The 17,741-nt window shown below is 61.4% G+C and carries 15 protein-coding genes; 8 read left to right on the top strand and 7 right to left on the bottom strand.

What is annotated here, in order from left to right:
* Positions 1–44 precede the first annotated feature (44 nt).
* Positions 45–491, bottom strand: coding sequence for a DUF3619 family protein (locus ACZCWR_RS13325; RefSeq protein WP_487301213.1), 447 nt, complete (start codon positions 489–491; stop codon positions 45–47).
* Positions 488–1,051, bottom strand: coding sequence for an RNA polymerase sigma factor (locus ACZCWR_RS13320; RefSeq protein WP_487301212.1), 564 nt, complete (start codon positions 1,049–1,051; stop codon positions 488–490). Before ACZCWR_RS13320 ends, ACZCWR_RS13325 begins: the two co-directional genes overlap by 4 nt.
* Before the next feature lie 406 nt (positions 1,052–1,457).
* Here ACZCWR_RS13320 and ACZCWR_RS13315 point away from each other — a divergent pair, with 406 nt between their 5' ends.
* The 5 genes from ACZCWR_RS13315 (at position 1,458) to pssA (ending at position 6,569) form a co-directional block, all read left to right on the top strand.
* Positions 1,458–3,221 carry an acetolactate synthase 3 catalytic subunit gene (locus tag ACZCWR_RS13315; protein ID WP_487301211.1) on the top strand — a complete coding sequence of 588 codons (1,764 nt, stop codon included), beginning with the start codon at positions 1,458–1,460 and terminating at the stop codon, positions 3,219–3,221.
* Between the two features lie 106 nt (positions 3,222–3,327).
* The gene (gene ilvN, locus ACZCWR_RS13310) at positions 3,328–3,819 is read left to right on the top strand and encodes an acetolactate synthase small subunit (protein ID WP_035939651.1); all 492 of its coding nucleotides are present in this window, start codon (positions 3,328–3,330) and stop codon (positions 3,817–3,819) included.
* A gap of 28 nt (positions 3,820–3,847) precedes the next feature.
* Entirely contained in the window at positions 3,848–4,903 is a 1,056-nt protein-coding gene (gene ilvC, locus ACZCWR_RS13305) for a ketol-acid reductoisomerase (protein ID WP_487301210.1), read from the top strand.
* 115 nt (positions 4,904–5,018) lie between these two features.
* A complete protein-coding gene (locus ACZCWR_RS13300) occupies positions 5,019–5,663 on the top strand; it encodes a phosphatidylserine decarboxylase (RefSeq protein ID WP_487301209.1) in 645 nt (214 codons plus the stop codon).
* 39 nt (positions 5,664–5,702) lie between these two features.
* Positions 5,703–6,569, top strand: a complete 867-nt coding sequence (gene pssA / locus ACZCWR_RS13295) for a CDP-diacylglycerol--serine O-phosphatidyltransferase (protein ID WP_487301208.1) — start codon at positions 5,703–5,705, stop codon at positions 6,567–6,569.
* 71 nt (positions 6,570–6,640) lie between these two features.
* On the opposite strand, the gene ACZCWR_RS13290 is transcribed toward pssA, so the two are convergent.
* The 3 genes from ACZCWR_RS13290 to prfB form a co-directional block, all read right to left on the bottom strand.
* Positions 6,641–7,402 carry a glycine zipper 2TM domain-containing protein gene (locus tag ACZCWR_RS13290; protein ID WP_487301207.1) on the bottom strand — a complete coding sequence of 254 codons (762 nt, stop codon included), beginning with the start codon at positions 7,400–7,402 and terminating at the stop codon, positions 6,641–6,643.
* Between the two features lie 277 nt (positions 7,403–7,679).
* Positions 7,680–9,206 carry a lysine--tRNA ligase gene (gene lysS / locus ACZCWR_RS13285; protein WP_487301206.1) on the bottom strand — a complete coding sequence of 509 codons (1,527 nt, stop codon included), beginning with the start codon at positions 9,204–9,206 and terminating at the stop codon, positions 7,680–7,682.
* 88 nt (positions 9,207–9,294) lie between these two features.
* Positions 9,295–10,399, bottom strand: a protein-coding gene (gene prfB, locus ACZCWR_RS13280; RefSeq protein WP_487301205.1) for a peptide chain release factor 2 whose coding sequence is annotated in 2 segments (ribosomal slippage) — positions 9,295–10,317 and positions 10,319–10,399 — 1,104 coding nt in all. Because the reading frame shifts where the segments join, the coding sequence is not laid out codon by codon here.
* A gap of 253 nt (positions 10,400–10,652) precedes the next feature.
* Here prfB and ACZCWR_RS13275 point away from each other — a divergent pair.
* Complete coding sequence (locus ACZCWR_RS13275) at positions 10,653–11,783, top strand: IS481 family transposase (protein WP_487301204.1); 1,131 nt, start codon at positions 10,653–10,655, stop codon at positions 11,781–11,783.
* A gap of 865 nt (positions 11,784–12,648) precedes the next feature.
* Here ACZCWR_RS13275 and recJ read toward each other — a convergent pair.
* Together recJ and ACZCWR_RS13265 are read right to left on the bottom strand one after the other, a co-directional pair.
* Positions 12,649–14,355 carry a single-stranded-DNA-specific exonuclease RecJ gene (gene recJ / locus ACZCWR_RS13270; protein ID WP_487301203.1) on the bottom strand — a complete coding sequence of 569 codons (1,707 nt, stop codon included), beginning with the start codon at positions 14,353–14,355 and terminating at the stop codon, positions 12,649–12,651.
* Between the two features lie 14 nt (positions 14,356–14,369).
* Positions 14,370–15,452 carry a regulator gene (locus ACZCWR_RS13265; RefSeq protein WP_487303324.1) on the bottom strand — a complete coding sequence of 361 codons (1,083 nt, stop codon included), beginning with the start codon at positions 15,450–15,452 and terminating at the stop codon, positions 14,370–14,372.
* Between the two features lie 323 nt (positions 15,453–15,775).
* On the opposite strand from ACZCWR_RS13265, the gene ACZCWR_RS13260 reads away from it, so the two are divergent.
* Entirely contained in the window at positions 15,776–17,029 is a 1,254-nt protein-coding gene (locus ACZCWR_RS13260) for a lipoprotein-releasing ABC transporter permease subunit (RefSeq protein WP_487301202.1), read from the top strand.
* The gene (gene lolD, locus ACZCWR_RS13255; RefSeq protein WP_487301201.1) at positions 17,022–17,735 is read left to right on the top strand and encodes a lipoprotein-releasing ABC transporter ATP-binding protein LolD; all 714 of its coding nucleotides are present in this window, start codon (positions 17,022–17,024) and stop codon (positions 17,733–17,735) included. Before ACZCWR_RS13260 ends, lolD begins: the two co-directional genes overlap by 8 nt.
* Positions 17,736–17,741 lie beyond the last annotated feature (6 nt).

Genomic DNA, 17,741 nt, shown 5'->3' with positions numbered 1-17,741 from the left:
CGACTGGCGTAATTTGACTGTGACCGAACTGAAAGCTTTGCAGCTTAATGATTGCGTGTGAGATACGCGTTGAAACCGTGATCGAGATAGGCATCGAGCGGCAGGCTGTCGGAGAGCATGGCGGCGTCGATATCGGCGAGTTCCGCCTTGCGCTGCTGATCTTCCCAATACGCGATGCCCGCAATGCCGATCGCCAATGCCGCCAACGGCCACACGAGACCCAGACCGCCGAGCTTGCCGAACAGACCACGACGCGCGTTTCGATCCCCACCGCCCATTGCAACGGATGCACCGCCCGCACCGGCAAGCACCGGCGTGAAAGCGGGCGCGGCAACCGCCACTGTCTCCGGCTTTTTCCGCGCGATGGCGCTCCGGCGCGCTTGCGCCAGACGATCGACCGCGGCGGCCGGAATGTTCGACGAGCTTTCGTCCAGCGCACGGACGATTTTTAGCGCGAACTCGTTTTCCTTCGATTCAAGACTTGAACTCATAGCGTGATCCCCTTCGCTTTCAGGGCTTGGGCGAGTGAGTGCGTTGCGCGAGAGCAGTGCGTTTTCACACTGCCCTCGGAGCAGCCCATCGCGGCGGCCGTCTCTGCGACATCCATATCTTCCCAGTAACGCATGAGAAAAGCTTCTCGTTGACGCGCCGGCAACTTCTGGATTTCCGCGTCGATCAGATTGAGGACCTGTTCGCGCTCCAGTTGATTTTCGCTGCTTTCGACGCGCGTGGCGCCATCTGCCGATTCGAAAGTTTCGAGCGGATCGAATTCGTCGTCGTCGGCATTGCCGAACGAGGAAAAGAGGGTGATCCAGGTATTGCGAACCTTCTGGCGACGGAAATAGTCGTGCGTCGCGTTCTGAAGGATACGCTGGAACAAAAGAGGGAGTTCGGACGCCGGACGGTCGCCGTACTTTTCGGCCAGCTTGATCATCGCGTCCTGCACGATGTCGAGCGCCGAGTCGTCGTCGCGCACGGTGTAGACGGTTTGCTTGAACGCGCGTCGCTCGACGCCCGCCAGGAAATCGGCAAGTTCCTTGTCTGAAGCCATCCGTGGGGAGCCGGCGCAACAGGGTTGCGTCGAAAGAGATCGTGAAGTTCTGAGGAAACCTGCGGATGCTAGCAAATTTTCGCCACTGCCGGGACTTTTGAGCAGATTTCTTGCATTTCGAGGGTGCGTGCTGATTGCTTGTAAAGCGTTGTTGCTGCTGAAAGTCAGGCGTTATTCGCCCCGAAACAGTGCGCAGAAAGCCGCTCGGAGCTTTCCTACACTTTTTGCTTGACCCTTCGAGCGCCAGACTGTTACATTTTCTGACTCGCATCATCCAGTGAAATGTCTGCTTTGAGGCGAGCCCAAGAAGCACGCCTGTAAACCTAGACGCGCCGCTTGAACCCGAGCCATAAGCCCGGCAGAGAGCACCCGATCAATTTTTTGCCGAAAATTCGAAAGGTGATGAATGAACATGCCCAGCGCGGAATTCTCCACGTCGGATACGACTCCCTCTCCTGAAGCCGACTCCATCGGCGGCACCGTGCTCATGCGCGCACTGGCCGATGAAAACGTCGAATTCATCTGGGGCTATCCCGGCGGCTCGGTACTCTACATCTACGACGAGTTGTACAAGCAGGACGAGATTCAGCACATCCTCGTGCGCCACGAACAGGCCGCCGTCCACGCCGCCGACGCCTACGCGCGTTCCACCGGCAAGACGGGCGTGTGCCTCGTGACTTCCGGCCCCGGCGTCACCAATGCGGTGACGGGCATCGCCACGGCGTATATGGATTCCATCCCGCTCGTCATCATCAGCGGGCAGGTTCCGACCGCGGCCATCGGGCTCGATGCCTTCCAGGAGTGCGACACCGTTGGCATCACGCGGCCTTGCGTGAAGCACAACTTCCTCGTGAAGGACGTGCGCGATCTCGCCGCCACCGTCAAGAAAGCGTTCTACATTGCCCGTACCGGACGTCCCGGCCCGGTGCTGATCGACATTCCCAAGGATGTGTCGAAGGCCCCGTGCAAGTACGAGCCGCTCAAGAGCGTGTCGCTGCGTTCGTACAATCCGGTGACCAAGGGCCACTCTGGCCAGATTCGCAAGGCGGTGCAACTGCTGCTGTCGGCCAAGCGCCCGTATATCTACACGGGCGGCGGCATCATTCTGGCCGATGCCTCGCGCGAGCTGAATCAGTTCGCCGATCTGCTGGGCTATCCCGTCACCAACACGCTGATGGGCCTCGGCGGCTATCGCGCGTCCGACAAGAAATTCCTCGGCATGCTCGGCATGCACGGCACGTACGAAGCCAACATGGCGATGCAGCACTGCGACGTGCTGATCGCCATCGGCGCGCGCTTCGACGACCGCGTGATCGGCGACCCGAAGCACTTCGCGTCCTCGCCGCGCAAGATCATCCATATCGACATCGATCCGTCCTCCATCTCTAAGCGCGTGAAGGTGGATATTCCGATCGTCGGCGACGTGAAGGAAGTGCTCAAGGATCTGATCGAGCAGCTTCAGCACGCCGAGCACGGTCCGGACACGCAGGCGCTCGCCAAGTGGTGGGACGAGATCGAAACGTGGCGCGCGAAGGATTGCCTGGCGTACGACCGCAAGAGCGAGATCATCAAGCCGCAGTACGTGGTGCAGAAGCTTCACGAACTGACCGATGGCGAAGCCTTCGTGTGCTCGGATGTCGGCCAGCATCAGATGTGGGCGGCGCAGTTCTATCCGTTCAACAAGCCGCGCCGCTGGATCAACTCGGGCGGTCTCGGCACGATGGGCTTCGGCCTGCCCGCCGCGATGGGCGTGAAGATGGCCTATCCCGATGAAGAAGTGGTCTGCATCACCGGCGAAGGCTCCATCCAGATGTGCATTCAGGAGCTCTCGACGTGCAAGCAGTACAACACGCCCGTCAAGATCATCTCGCTGAACAACCGCTATCTGGGCATGGTGCGCCAGTGGCAGCAGATCGAATACAAGAAGCGCTATTCCAGTTCGTACATGGACGCGCTGCCCGACTTCGTGAAGCTCGCCGAAGCGTATGGCCACGTTGGCATTCGTGTCGAAAAGACCGCGGACGTCGAACCGGCGCTGAAGGAAGCGCTGCGTTTGAAGGATCGCACCGTATTTCTCGACTTCCAGACCGATCCGACCGAAAACGTATTTCCGATGGTGCAGGCAGGTAAAGGCATCACGGAAATGCTGCTCGGTTCTGAGGATCTATAACGCGGGTTTGTCTCGCGAGGCTCGCGCGCGCCTGTCTTCACAAAGGACATGTGTCGCGCGCGGGTTTTAAAGACTTGCTCATCTGGATATTCATCGGGAAAAGACAATGAAACACATCATCTCCGTGTTGCTGGAAAACGAGCCGGGCGCGTTATCGCGCGTCGTCGGCCTGTTTTCGGCGCGCGGCTATAACATCGAAACGCTGACGGTGGCGCCGACCGAAGACAGTTCGCTGTCGCGGCTGACCATCGTCTCGATTGGCTCGGACGACGTGATCGAACAGATCACGAAGCACCTGAACCGCCTGATCGAGGTGGTGAAAGTGGTCGACCTGACAGAGGGCGCCCACATCGAGCGCGAGCTGATGCTCATCAAGGTAAGGGCGGTCGGCAAGGAACGCGAAGAGATGAAGCGCATGGCGGATATCTTCCGCGGCCGCATCATCGACGTGACCGAGAAGACCTACACGATGGAACTGACGGGCGCGTCCGACAAGCTCGACGCGTTCATTCAGGGGCTCGACGCCACCGCGATCCTCGAAACGGTTCGCACGGGCAGCTCCGGCATCGGCCGGGGCGAGCGCATCCTCAAGGTCTGACGGCCTTTCCACCAAGTTAGCAGCGCAAGTGGCACACCATATTCACGCATCTGGACAAGGAACCAACATGAAAGTTTTCTACGACAAAGACGCCGACCTCTCCCTCATCAAGGGCAAGCAAGTCACCATCATCGGTTATGGCTCGCAAGGCCATGCACACGCGCTGAACCTGAAGGAAAGCGGCGTGAACGTGACGGTCGGCCTGCGGAAAGGCGGCGCTTCGTGGAGCAAGGCCGAGAACGCCGGCCTCAAGGTCAAAGAAGTGGCCGAAGCCGTGAAGGGCGCGGACGTCGTCATGATGCTGCTGCCCGACGAGCAGATCGCCGAAGTCTACAAGAACGAAGTGCACGGCAACGCCAAGCAGGGCGCGGCGCTGGCGTTCGCGCACGGCTTCAACATCCACTACGGTCAGGTCATCCCGCGTGCGGATCTGGATGTCATCATGATCGCGCCGAAGGCGCCGGGCCACACGGTGCGCAACACGTATCAGAACGGCGGCGGCGTGCCGCATCTGATCGCGGTGGCGGCCGACAAGTCGGGTTCGGCACGCGATGTCGCGTTGTCGTATGCCGTCGCCAACGGCGGCGGGCGTGCGGGCATCATCGAAACCAACTTCCGTGAAGAAACGGAAACCGATCTGTTCGGCGAACAAGCCGTGCTGTGCGGCGGTACGGTCGATCTGATCAAGGCCGGCTTCGAAACGCTGGTGGAAGCGGGTTACGCGCCGGAAATGGCGTACTTCGAGTGCCTGCACGAACTCAAGCTGATCGTCGATCTGATCTACGAAGGCGGCATCGCCAACATGAATTACTCGATCTCGAACAACGCCGAGTTCGGTGAGTACGTGACGGGCCCGCGCGTCATCACGGATGAGACCAAGAAGGTCATGAAGGAAGTCCTGAAGGACATCCAGACCGGCGAATACGCGAAGAACTTCATTCTGGAAAACCGCGCCGGTGCGCCGACGCTGCAATCGCGCCGCCGCATCACGGCGGAACACGAGATCGAAGTCGTCGGCGCGAAGCTGCGCGCGATGATGCCGTGGATCGCCGCGAACAAGCTCGTCGACCAGTCGAAGAATTAATTCGAAGCATTAATTCGCTGCGTCACGCTTTTTGCTGGAATAAAGCCGCCCTGAAGCCCAGTGCTTCGGGCGGCTTTTGCTATCCTACGGTTTTCATAATAGGCCGAACCCGTACATGAACTATCCCCATCCGATCATTGCCCGCGAAGGCTGGCCGTTTATCGCCATCGCGGCTGTCGTGGCCATCCTCGTGCAAGCGCTGGGCGGCTTCGGCTTCGCCTGGATTTTCTGGCTGATCGTGATCTTCGTCGTGCAGTTTTTCCGCGATCCGCCGCGTCCCATTCCGAGCCAGCCGAACGCGGTGCTGTGTCCCGCCGATGGCCGCATCGTGGCGATCGAAACCACGCAGGACCCCTACGCGGGCCGCGAGGCGCTCAAGATCAGCGTGTTCATGAACGTGTTCAACGTGCATTCGCAACGCTCGCCGGTGGATGGCGCGATCAGCAAGGTTCAGTACTTTCCGGGCGCGTATCTGAACGCGGCGGTGGACAAGGCGTCTACCGAGAACGAGCGCAATGCGATCGTCATTCAGACGGCGGCGGGGCATACGGTGACGTCGGTGCAGATTGCCGGGCTCATCGCGCGGCGCATTCTGTGTTACGTGCATGTGGGCGAGCCGCTCACGCGCGGTCAGCGTTATGGTTTCATCCGCTTCGGGTCGCGTGTGGATGTGTATCTGCCGGTGGGAAGCCGGCCGCGCGTGTCGATCGGCGAGAAGGTCTCCGCATCGTCGACGATTCTGGCCGAGTTCGCGGAATAACCACTGACGTCGTCAGTCGCGCAGGACTCGGAGGAATCGATGGCGGCATTCAAACCGCGCCGTAACCGGATGAACGGAACGCCACCGCGCGCGTTCCGCCGCAACAAAGCCGCGCAGGACGTGGGCGCGGTGGAAACGCGGCGCACACGGCGGCAGCAGTTTCTCAGGAAGCGCGGCATCTATTTGCTGCCCAATGCGTTCACCACGGCCGCGTTGTTCTGCGGCTTCTTCGCCGTCGTTCAGGCGATGAACGTGCGCTTCGAGATCGCGGCCATCGCCATTTTCGTGGCGATGGTGCTCGATGGCATGGATGGCCGCGTCGCGCGCATGACGAATACGCAGAGCGCGTTCGGCGAGCAGTTCGATAGTTTGTCGGACATGGTGTCGTTCGGCGTCGCGCCTGCGCTTGTGATGTACGAGTGGGTGTTGAAGGATCTCGGGCGCTGGGGCTGGCTCGCGGCGTTCGTGTATTGCTCGGGCGCGGCTTTGCGGCTGGCGCGCTTCAATACGAATGTCGGCGTGGTCGATAAGCGGTATTTTCAGGGCTTGCCTTCGCCTGCGGCGGCTGCGTTGATCGCTGGTTTCGTGTGGCTCGCGACGGATAATCGCGTGCCTTTGAAGCTGGTCTGGTTGCCGTGGGTGGCGTTTGCGTTGACGGTTTATGCGGGCGTCACCATGGTGTCCAACGCGCCGTTTTATAGCGGCAAGGCGCTCGATGTGCGGTATCGCGTGCCGTTTGCTGGCGTGCTGCTGGTGGTGGTGGCGTTCGTGCTGGTGTCGTCCGATCCGCCCGTCATGCTGTTCTGCTTGTTCGTGCTGTATGGCTTTTCAGGTTACTTCTGGTGGGCGTATATGGCGGTGCGCGGGCGGCCGAATCCGGCAAGGAGTTCGCAGCGGGATCATTGAGTTTCTGAGCAAAATAAAAAGGCGGTGGACTGTGAGGTCCACCGTCTTTTTATTCAAAGGTCCGAATTGGTTTAACCGGAAACCAACGTTCCGTTCGAGATATGCACGCGTTCGCCTTGCTGGAACGGCGGCGGATTCTTGTACGTGAAGTAGCGCGTATGGCCGTTTTCCATGTGCACGCGTACCGAATAATCGGTCTCGCTGCGCAGATTCTTTTCGACCGAGTTGCCTGCCAGACCGCCGCCGAGTGCGCCGAGCAGCGTCATCGCGGTGCGACCGCCGCCGCGTCCAAACTGATTACCGACGACACCGCCCGCTACCGCGCCACCGACCGCACCGATACCCGTTCCATGTCCTTGTTGCCTGACGGCGGAAATAGCTTCAACGGTGCCGCAAGTGGAGCAGACGGCTGCGTGTTGCGGCGGCGGCTGTTGCGCATAGGCTTGCTGCTGCGCTGCCCGTTGTTGCGCTGCTGCCTGTTGCGCTGCTGCCTGTTGAGCGGCGGCTTGCTGTGCTGCGGCCTGTTGCTGTGCCTGCGCCGCAGCCTGCTGCTGTTGAGCCGCTTGCTGCTGCGCCTGCGCCGCACTCGGCGCGGCCGAATCGACCACCGGCTGCGGCGTCACCGCGGCGCTCTGCGTCTGCGGGCCCTGCGCGCCAGTGCTGGATGCTTTCGGGAACAGTCCCGTCATCGCGGCCGTGGCCACCAGACTTGCGACGATCACCGCGCCCGCCGCCGTCGCGACAAGCGGATGAAGGCGCCGCTGCGGCTGCCCGCCGCTTGCGTTGTTGGCCGATGCCGGCGAAGTGCTGAATTTATTGGTCCCGTTGTCCATTTTTCGAATCTCCGTGTCGGGGCGACCCGTGCTGCCTGATCCCGGGTCGTTCCAACTTATTTTGAGGGAAACCCGGATTTCTCGCTTTTTCCGCTTGTAACAATTCCCAGGAAATCGCGCGTATGGGCTCGAGCAGGATTGATGCCATGCTTGTCAAGGCTTGCCGCAGCGCCGTCACGCTTCGGAGCGGCTTGAAACATTTACCAGCAGTTACAACAAAACCGACAGACGAAAAAAAAGCGCGCCTCGAAGGGCGCGCTTTCAACATTCACAACGCTCAATCTTCCCGACGCAAATGCGGGAACAAAATCACATCGCGGATGCTCGGGCTATCGGTCAGCAACATCACCAGCCGATCGACGCCGATGCCGCACCCACCCGTCGGCGGCATGCCGTATTCGAGCGCGCGGATATAGTCGGCATCGAAGTACATCGCTTCTTCGTCGCCTGCATCTTTCTGATCGACCTGCTTCTGAAAACGCGCGGCCTGATCTTCCGGATCGTTCAACTCCGAGAAGCCGTTCGCGATCTCGCGGCCTGTGATGAACAACTCGAAGCGCTCCGTGATACCCGGCAACGAATCCGACGCACGCGCGAGCGGCGACACTTCGACCGGATAATCGACGATATACGTTGGCTCCCACAACTGCGATTCCGCCGTTTCCTCGAACAGCGCGAGTTGCAGCGAACCCACGCCAGCGTTCAGAAACGCGGGCTGATTCGTGTCCACCCCGAACTTCTTCAGTTCCGTGCGCAGGAACGCGGCGTCCGTGAGTTGCGCGTCGGTGTAGTGCGGCGCGTACTTCTGAATAGCCTGCGTGATCGTCAGCCGATGAAACGGCCTGGAGAAATCCAGTTCACGGCCCTGATACGTGATGGTCGCGGTGCCGAGCGCATCGACGGCGGCCTGGCGAATCAACTGCTCGGTGAAGTCCATGAGCCACTGATAATCCGTGTACGCGGCGTAGAACTCCATCATCGTGAATTCCGGGTTGTGACGTGGCGATACGCCTTCGTTCCGGAAATTGCGATTGATCTCGAACACGCGCTCGAAGCCGCCGACGATCAGCCGCTTGAGATACAACTCGGGCGCGATGCGCAGGAACATCTGCATGTCGAGCGCGTTGTGATGCGTGGTGAAAGGCTTGGCCGCCGCGCCCCCCGGAATCGGGTGCAGCATCGGCGTTTCGACTTCCATGAAGTTCGCCTTCGCCATGAAATTGCGGATGGACGTGACGGCCTTCGTGCGCGCCATGAACGTCTTGCGCGATTCGGGCGTGACGATCAGATCGACATAACGCTGGCGATAGCGCATTTCCTGATCGGCCAGACCGTGGAACTTGTCCGGCAGCGGACGCAGCGCCTTCGACAGCAGACGCAGTTCCGTGCAGCGCACCGATAGTTCGCCCTTGTTCGTTCGAAACAGCACGCCCTTCGCCGCGATGATGTCGCCCAGATCCCACTTCTTGAAGGCGTCGTACGTTTCGGTGCCGACATCGGCGGGCGTCACGAAGAACTGAATCTGGCCGCTGCCGTCCTGCACCGTCGCGAAGCTGGCCTTGCCCATCACGCGCTTGAGCATCATGCGCCCGGCGAGCGCGACGGGCAGGGCGCTGGCTTCGAGCGCTTCCTTGTCGGTCTCGGCGTATTCGCTTTGCAGCGTGGCGGCCTGATGCGTCGGACGAAAGTCGTTCGGATACGCGACGCCTTGCTCGCGCAGCGCGCGCAGCTTGTCGCGGCGCTCGGCCATGATCTGGTTTTCTTCCAGTTCGGGAGCGGCGCTGGGTTGAGTCGGTTCGGTCATGGTGTGTGGCTTTCGGGATGGATGCGGCGACTGGCCGCGCGTGAGATCGAAACGGCGCGACCGATTGGCCGCGCCGCGCACAGGACGCTCAGACGCCCTGTTTCAGACTCGCGCTGATGAAATCGTCGAGATCGCCGTCGAGCACGGCGCGCGTGTTGCTCATTTCCACGCTGGTGCGCAGATCCTTCACCCGGCTCTGATCGAGCACGTACGAGCGGATTTGGTGCCCCCAGCCCACATCGGTCTTGCTCGATTCGAGCTTGTCCTGTTCGGCCTGACGCTTGCGCATTTCGAACTCATAGAGCCGGGCTTTCAGCATTTGCATGGCTTCCGCGCGGTTGCGGTGCTGCGAGCGGTCGTTCTGACATTGCACGACGATGCCGGTCGGGGCGTGCGTGAGCCGCACCGCCGAATCCGTCTTGTTGATGTGCTGCCCGCCTGCGCCCGATGCGCGATACGTGTCCGTGCGGACATCGGCGGGATTGATTTCGATCTCGATGGAATCGTCGATTTCCGGGTACACGAATACCGAGGAGAACGACGTATGGCGGCCGCCCGAGGAATCGAACGGCGACTTGCGCACGAGGCGGTGAATGCCGGTTTCCGTGCGCAGATAGCCGTAGGCGTATTCGCCTTCGACCTTGATCGTCGCGCTCTTGATGCCGGCGACATCGCCTTCCGATTCTTCGAGGATTTCGGTCTTGAAGCCTTTGCGTTCGCAGTAGCGCAGATATTGACGCAACAGCATGGAGGCCCAGTCGCACGCTTCGGTGCCGCCGGCGCCAGCCTGAATATCGATGAAGCAGTTGTTCGGGTCGGCCGGGTTGGAGAACATCCGGCGGAATTCCATGTCTTCGACGCGCGCCTTGAGCGCTTCTGCGTCGGTTTCCGAGGCGACGAGCGTGTCTTCGTCGTTTTCCTCGTGCGCCATGTCGAACAGATCGTTGGCGTCGCGCAGGTCGTTGTCGAGGGCGGTGAGCTTGCTGACCACGCCGTCGAGCAGCTTTTTCTCACGGCCGAGCGCCTGGGCGTTTTTCGAATCGTTCCAGACGTTGGGGTCTTCCAGTTCCTTGTTGACTTCCGTCAGACGCGCGGACTTGGCGTCGTAGTCAAAGATACCCCCGGAGCTCGCCTGCGCGGCGGCGCAGGTCGGAGAGGAGGGCTTCGATCGCGTTTAGGCGTTCCGCTTCCATTTTTTGTCGGTCTTTTTGCTTTGTAAAAGAGGGGTATTGTAGCTGATCCGGGGCGTATCTTTGGGGTTTGGGCGGGTTTTGCGCGGGTTGGTTGTCGTGCAAGGGGCCGCTGTTGGTTGTGCTTTTTATTCAGTAGCCGCCTCCCCGGCGGGGGGATCACTTTCTTTGCTGCTGTGTATAGACGGGAGACATCGCTGACAAACGTACGAGGACATGGTTGACACTTTCGGGTACTGAAACCCCGGTGCCGACCATGACTTGGAACATAAAAGACACGATGAGCCTGCGACAAGAATTCGTTCATTTGGCCACTCAACACACCCTCACGATGACGGAGTTGTGCGAGCGCTTCAACATCAGCCGGCAGACCGGCTACAAATGGCTCAAGCGGGGCGAACAGGCGCTGGCCGATCGCTCGCGCCGTCCCGCCAGCAGTCCTTCGAAGAGTTCTGAGGCTATCGAGCAGGAAGTGGTTCGACTGCGTCTGGCCCATCCGTGCTGGGGCGGACGCAAAATCAGCCGACGCCTTCAGGATCTGGGCTTTGAAGGGGTGCCGCACCCCAGCACCGTGACTTCGATCCTGCATCGGCACCAACTCATCCTGCCGGCCGAGTCGGCGCGGAGCGAGCCCTGGAAGCGCTTTGAGCACGCGCAGCCCAACGCGCTCTGGCAGATGGATTTCAAGGGACACTTCGAGACGCTGGACAAGCAGCGCTGCAGTCCGCTGACCGTGCTCGATGACCATTCGCGCTTCAATATTCTGCTGCGTGCCTGTGGTCCGACCGACACCGCAGCCGTGCAGGCGGGGCTGTGCGAGGCGTTCGCACGGTATGGCTTGCCTGCGCGCATCAACACCGACAATGGTGCGCCGTGGGGCTCGCCCAGCAGTCCGGGGCAACTTACTGAACTGGCGGTGTGGCTGATCCGGCTGGACATCGGCATCAGCTACAGCCGGCCCTATCACCCGCAGACCAATGGCAAGGAGGAACGGTTTCACCGCACCCTGAAGGCCGAAGTCCTGAACGGGCGATGCTATGAGAACCTGGAGCGCGTGCAGACGGTGTTTGAGCGCTGGCGCATCGTCTATAACTGCGAGCGGCCGCACGAGGCAATCGGCATGGCCACCCCCGAGAGCCGTTATCGGGCAAGCTCGCGCGCGTATCCCTCCGTCCTGCCGGAGATCGAGTACAGCCCGGACGACGTGGTGATGAAGGTCAGATCGGGTGGGCGCGTGGACTTCGAAGGACGACGCATCAAGCTATCCAACGCGCTTTATGGGCTGCCGGTTGCGGCTCGTGCAAAGCCCGGTGAAGACGGGGTATTCGACTTCTGGTTTGCCCATCATCGGATACTGACACTTGACCTGAGGGACCCAAAAGCCTGACCATAAAACTGTCAACGATGTCCTCGTACATCTGTCAACCATGTCTCCGGTCTATACACTGCTGCAAAGAAAGTAATCAAAGAAAGCAGCTTTCTCAACCAGACAGTGCAGCTTGAAAGGGCAAGGGGATTAAGACTTGCTCTTGGTGACAATAGTTACCCGCCTCGGAGGCTTGCACGGGGCTTGGTACGCAAAGATTTCGCACCTCTAGTGGTTAAACGAAGTGGTCCGCAGTCATCCGCGCGGCGTTTTTGGCGCTCACGCGCCTTCGCCGTAGGGGTCTGCATGTGAATCCGGCAGATCGCCGAGGCTCACGACTCATCAAAGCTCCCCGCTTTAACGCTATTCGGCCCAAGCTTGTTTAGCGCTTCTTTGCTGATGATCTCAAAGCCATGCTGAGGCCGAATGGAAGCGTCAGTTTTAACTACTGGCCAACGGTGTTTGGCGCTTCATGACTGACCACCTCAAAGTAACGGTTGGGCCGAATAGCATCAAAGCGGGGAGATTTGATGAGTCTTGAGCCTTGCTGATCTGCCGGGTTCCCTTGCAGACCCCTACGGCGAAGGCGCGTGAGCGCCAAAAACGCCGCGCGGATGACTGCGGACCACTTCGTTTGACAAAGAGCGGTGCGTAAGCTTTGTGTACCAAGCCCCGTGCAGGCCGGGCAGGCCTCCGAGGCGGGTAACTATTGTCACCAAGGGCAAGCCTTAATCCCCTTGCCCTTTCAAGCTGCACTGTCTGGTTGCGAAAGCTGCTTTCTTTGATTACTTTCTTTGCAGCAGCAAAGAAAGTGATCCCCCCGCCGGGGAGGCGGTTACTGCATAAAAAGCACAACCAACAGCAGCCCCTTGCACGACAAAAACCCTCAACCCGCAAACTCAACAATCATCTGCACCCTCGCCACCCCATTCCAAGAATCCGCCACAAGCCGATAAGCGACCAAAGCCCGCGAGGGCAACGGCTCCACATGATTAAACCAAATAGCATTAAACCGCTGCCTTCCGCGCAGCAAAGAAAGCTTGAGATGCTTCTCTTTAACCAGCGCCTGCGACGCCACCTCAAACTCCCCTGAAAAAGTCGGCGCCGGAAACCCTTGCCCCCAAACCGCCGCATCGAGCATCTCGACGAACGCGGGCGTGAAGTAAGCATCCTCGAGCTCCCCATCCGTCTCGATGGTCCGAGACAACGCCTCGGCACTGAGCCACTCGCGCCCAACCGTTTCAAACGCAGCAGTAAAGCGAGGAATATCCGCAGTAGAAAGCGTCAACCCGGCAGCCATCGCATGCCCGCCGAACCTATGAATCAAGCCCGGTTCCCGCTTGGAAATGAGATCGACCGCATCGCGCAGATGAAAACCGGGAATCGACCGCCCGGAGCCTTTGCATAAAGCCCCACTTTCATCCGCGTGAGCAAAGGTAAAAGAAGGCCGATGAAACTTCTCCTTCAACCGCCCGGCGACAATCCCGATCACCCCCTGATGCCATCCCGGATCAAACAGAGTCAGCGTGGCCCGCTCGCCGCAATCGAGCGTCTGCAACTCGGCAAGCGCCTGCTGCTGCATCCCCGCCTCGATCTCCCGACGCTCGCGATTCATCGAATCCAACTGCTGTGCAAGCTCCCACGCGCGCCCCACATCGTCCGTGGTAAGGCATTCGATGCCAAGCGACATATCCGACAACCGTCCCGCCGCATTCAACCTCGGCCCGAGCGCAAAGCCGAGATCGAAGCCCGAAGCGATCCGCGCATCGCGCGCGGCGGCGCGAAACAACGCCGCGATCCCCGGCTGCATGCGTCCCGAACGAATCCGCTTCAACCCTTGCGCGACGAGAATGCGATTGTTGCCATCCAACTTGACGACATCGGCGACCGTGCCGAGCGCCACGAGATCGAGCAGACCATCCAGCCGCGGCTCGGGCGCATTCTCCGAGGAATACGCCCCACGCCGACGCAACTCCGCCCGCAACGCGAGCAGCACGTAAAACATCACGCCCACGCCCGCGATGCACTTGCTCGGAAACTCACACCCCGGCTGATTCGGATTGACGATCGCGCGCGCCGCTGGCAACACATCGCCGGGCAAATGGTGATCCGTGACAAGCACGTCGATGCCAAGCGCATTCGCCGCCTCCACGCCCTCGACACTCGCGATGCCGTTATCCACCGTCACCAGCAACTCCGGCACGCCGAGCGGCGAACGCGCGGCCAGTTCCACGATCTCAGGCGTCAGCCCATAGCCATACTCGAAGCGATTCGGCACAAGATATTCGATACGCGCCCCGAACATCCGCAAGCCGCGCACGGCGACCGCGCAGGCCGTCGCGCCATCGCAATCGTAATCGGCGACCACGAGCATGCGCTTGTTCGCGGCGAGCGCATCCGCGAGCACGACGGCTGCATCCTCGCAACCCTTGAGACCGGCGGGCGCATGCAAGCGCTTGAACTCCGTCTCGATCTCGACGGGCGACGTGACGCCGCGCGCCGCATACAAACGCGCGATCACGGGATGCAGACCGTGACGCGCGAGCGCTTTGGCATCGGCGGGAGAAACAGCGCGGGTAACGATTCGCGTCATGCTGGTATCAGAACTCATTCGATGAACAAGGCAGCGATCGGACGACGCCGCCAGAATTTGCGCAAGTCCGCGCGCGTGACGGAGAGCGTGACCGAGCCGGTGTCGCCGCACAACGTGAGGCCAAGACGGCGCAGCGAGCCGTTATTGAGCGCATCGAGCGCGGGCGCGAACCACGCGGTTTCGAGCGCGCCGAGCGCCGCGTTCCAGCGCGCCCAGTCCTGTTCGATGAACGGCGCGGAAAACGGGTCGAGCTCGACGAGCGTGCTGCCTTCCACGTTGGTTTTCATCAGCGCATGGAAGGATTCGAAAGGCGATGCGGGCGTGACGCCGGAAGCCAGCGCGAGGCCGCGCGTGGCGGCGGCATCGGACAGAACGTGGGTGAAGGTGCCGGTGACGGGACGCATGGCGCCCTGAGCGTGCAGCCAGATGGAATTGATCGCAGGCAGCCCGCGCGATTCGCGCTCGTCGTTCAGCGGATGCTCGAACCACGCCATCTGCACTTCGTTCTGCAGCTTCATCCACGCGCGCGAGCGTTCGCCCGTGCGCGCTTCGTGCGGCAGCCAAATTTCGATGTTGCGCCCCGTCGCGCGCAACGGCGATGCGCCCGCTAGCGCGCCCAGCGCATCGCCGGAAACGTACCAGCGCAAGGGCGAGGGTGCCTGCACCACGATGCCCATGTCCTCCATCACCGGACGCGCCACGTCGAGCAACGCGCGCGCTTCCTCGGTGCGCACGCCGAGCGTGGCGGGATCGATCAGCACGAGATGATCGTGCGCGATCCGCACATGCACCGGCTCGATGCAGGCCCACGTCGCCGCGCCGGGATCGCCGCCATCGGCGAGCAGCATGTACGGAGCGAGCGGCGCGTCATCGGCTTTCGGCGATGCGACGCCGAAGCGCTGCGCGATCCAGCGCTCGTGCGGCAAGGTGCGCTGAAAATCCTCGCCGATCACGCGTTCTTCCAGCGTCGCGCGCGCCAGCAGCCGGTCGAGCGCGGCGCTCTCCAGTCCGTGCAGCGCGGTGGTGGAATCGGCGGCGGAAGGCAGGGAAAACGGAAGCAGGAGATGAAGGTCGGGTGCGGGCATGATGGTCGGGATTGTAGGGCATTGTGTCCGGCGGCATCGGCGCGCGCGTCATCTGAGTGCGCACAAAAATTCACGTCGCGCGATGCCGGAACGATCGAACCCCGTGACGCATAATCCCCGCCTTTCACGTACCGGCGAAATGCGCGCGCGGTCCCGTTTCCCCGACCTGTGGCAAACTTTCGCAAAATTTTGAGATTGGACAGGTCCGCGCGACGTCGCATCGTTCCGGTTATTGCATCCGGAGCACGCATCGCCGCGTATCGACCGATGCCATCCCGCTTCGGCTTCAAGTCAACCGAAGCACGGCCACGCAGCAACCGCAGAAAAGGATTCGCTTGAAACTCCCGTATGAATGGCAGATCGGCTGGCGCTACACGCGCGCCAGCAAACGCACGACAGGCAACGGCTTCATCTCCTTCATCGCGCTCGTATCGATGGCCGGCATCGCGCTCGGCGTCGCGGCGCTGATCGTGGTGCTCTCCGTGATGAACGGCTTCCAGAAGGAAGTGCGCGACCGCATGCTGTCGGTGCTCGCGCACGTCGAAATCTTCTCGCCGACCGGTTCCATGCCCAACTGGCAGCTCACGGCGCAGGAAGCGCGGCGCAATCCCGAAGTGATCGGCGCGGCGCCGTATGTGGAAGCGCAGGCGCTGCTCACGCGGCAAGGCGCGGTGAGCGGCGTGGCGTTGCGCGGCGTGGAACCGTCGCTGGAGCCGCAGGTGTCGGACATCGGCAAGGAAATGCGCGTGGGCACGCTCAACGCGCTCAAGCCGGGCGAATTCGGCATCGTGCTCGGCGCGGACTTGGCGACCAATCTCGGCGTGATGAATGGCGACAAGATCACGCTCGTCGCGCCCGAAGGCACCATCACCCCGGCCGGGATGATGCCGCGCCTCAAGCAGTTCACGGTGGTGGGCATCTTCGAGTCGGGACACTACGAATACGATTCCACGCTCGCGCTCATCTCGATACAGGACGCGCAGGCGCTGTTCCGTCTGCCCGCGCCGACTGGTGTGCGGCTGCGCCTGAAGGACATGCAGCGCGCGCCGGAAGTCGCGCGGCAACTCGCGCACACGCTCTCCGGCGATCTTTATATCCGCGACTGGACGCAGCAGAACAAGACGTGGTTCTCCGCCGTGCAGATTGAAAAACGCATGATGTTCATCATCCTGACGCTCATCATCGCGGTGGCGGCGTTCAACCTCGTGTCGTCGCTGGTGATGACCGTGACCGACAAGCAGGCCGACATCGCCATTCTGCGCACGCTTGGCGCGCAGCCCGGCTCCATCATGAAAATTTTCGTGGTGCAGGGCGTGACGATCGGGTTCATCGGCACGGCGCTGGGGGTGACGCTCGGCTGTCTGATCGCGTGGAGCATTCCGTGGCTGGTGCCGATGATCGAGCAGCTATTCCATGTGCAGTTTCTTCCGCCATCGGTGTATTTCATCAGCGAACTGCCGTCCGAACTCGTGCCGGCGGATGTCGCGCGCATCGGCGTGATCGCGTTCCTGTTGTCGTCGCTGGCGACGCTCTATCCGAGCTGGCGCGGCGCGAAGGTGCGTCCGGCGGAGGCACTGCGCTATGAGTGATCTGATCCCGGAAAACAATATCGTGCTGCATGCGTCGGCGGTGTCGAAGACGTTCGTGCAGGGCGGCTTCAACGTGCAGGTGTTGAACAACGCGCAACTCGAAGTGCGGCGCGGCGAGAAGCTCGCCATCGTGGGCGCGTCGGGTTCGGGCAAGAGCACGCTCTTGCATGTGCTCGGCGGACTCGACGAACCGAGCGCGGGCAAGGTCTCGCTGCTCGGCAAGCCGTTCACGGAACTGAAGGAAAAGGAACGCAACGAGTTGCGCAATCGCGCGCTCGGCTTCGTGTATCAGTTCCATCATCTGCTGCCGGAATTCACGGCGCTCGATAACGTGGCGATGCCGCTGCGCATCCGCCGCATGCCGGAGGAAGACGCGCGCAAGCAGGCGTTGGCTATCTTGGAGCGTGTGGGCATCGGGCATCGGGCGAAGCATCGGCCGGGCGAACTGTCGGGCGGCGAGCGGCAGCGCGTGGCGATCGCGCGGGCGCTGGTCACGCATCCGGCCTGCGTGCTCGCCGATGAACCCACGGGCAATCTCGACGGCGGCACGGCGGACACGGTGTTCAACCTGATGCTGGAGTTGTCGCAGACGCTGAACACGAGCTTTGTGATCGTCACGCACGATCCCGATCTCGCCGCGCGATGCGACCGCATCATGCGACTGCGCGACGGCGTGCTGCACGAAGAGCCGTCCGTGCCGGTGTAAAGCTAC

The sequence above is a fragment of the Caballeronia sp. A2-2 genome (assembly GCF_057612605.2).
This window is presented reverse-complemented; position numbering and strand designations above follow the sequence as displayed.

Excerpts from the sequence above, each read along its gene's own strand:
- ilvN (WP_035939651.1), top strand. The coding sequence starts at position 3,328 with ATGAAACACATCATCTCCGTGTTGCTGGAAAACGAGCCGGGCGCGTTA.
- ACZCWR_RS13290 (WP_487301207.1), bottom strand. The coding sequence starts at position 7,402 with ATGGACAACGGGACCAATAAATTCAGCACTTCGCCGGCATCGGCCAAC.
- pssA (WP_487301208.1), top strand. The coding sequence starts at position 5,703 with ATGGCGGCATTCAAACCGCGCCGTAACCGGATGAACGGAACGCCACCG.
- lysS (WP_487301206.1), bottom strand. The coding sequence starts at position 9,206 with ATGACCGAACCGACTCAACCCAGCGCCGCTCCCGAACTGGAAGAAAAC.
- ACZCWR_RS13300 (WP_487301209.1), top strand. The coding sequence starts at position 5,019 with ATGAACTATCCCCATCCGATCATTGCCCGCGAAGGCTGGCCGTTTATC.
- ACZCWR_RS13275 (WP_487301204.1), top strand. The coding sequence starts at position 10,653 with ATGACTTGGAACATAAAAGACACGATGAGCCTGCGACAAGAATTCGTT.
- ACZCWR_RS13320 (WP_487301212.1), bottom strand. The coding sequence starts at position 1,051 with ATGGCTTCAGACAAGGAACTTGCCGATTTCCTGGCGGGCGTCGAGCGA.
- lolD (WP_487301201.1), top strand. The coding sequence starts at position 17,022 with ATGAGTGATCTGATCCCGGAAAACAATATCGTGCTGCATGCGTCGGCG.
- recJ (WP_487301203.1), bottom strand. The coding sequence starts at position 14,355 with ATGACGCGAATCGTTACCCGCGCTGTTTCTCCCGCCGATGCCAAAGCG.
- ACZCWR_RS13325 (WP_487301213.1), bottom strand. The coding sequence starts at position 491 with ATGAGTTCAAGTCTTGAATCGAAGGAAAACGAGTTCGCGCTAAAAATC.
- ACZCWR_RS13315 (WP_487301211.1), top strand. The coding sequence starts at position 1,458 with ATGAACATGCCCAGCGCGGAATTCTCCACGTCGGATACGACTCCCTCT.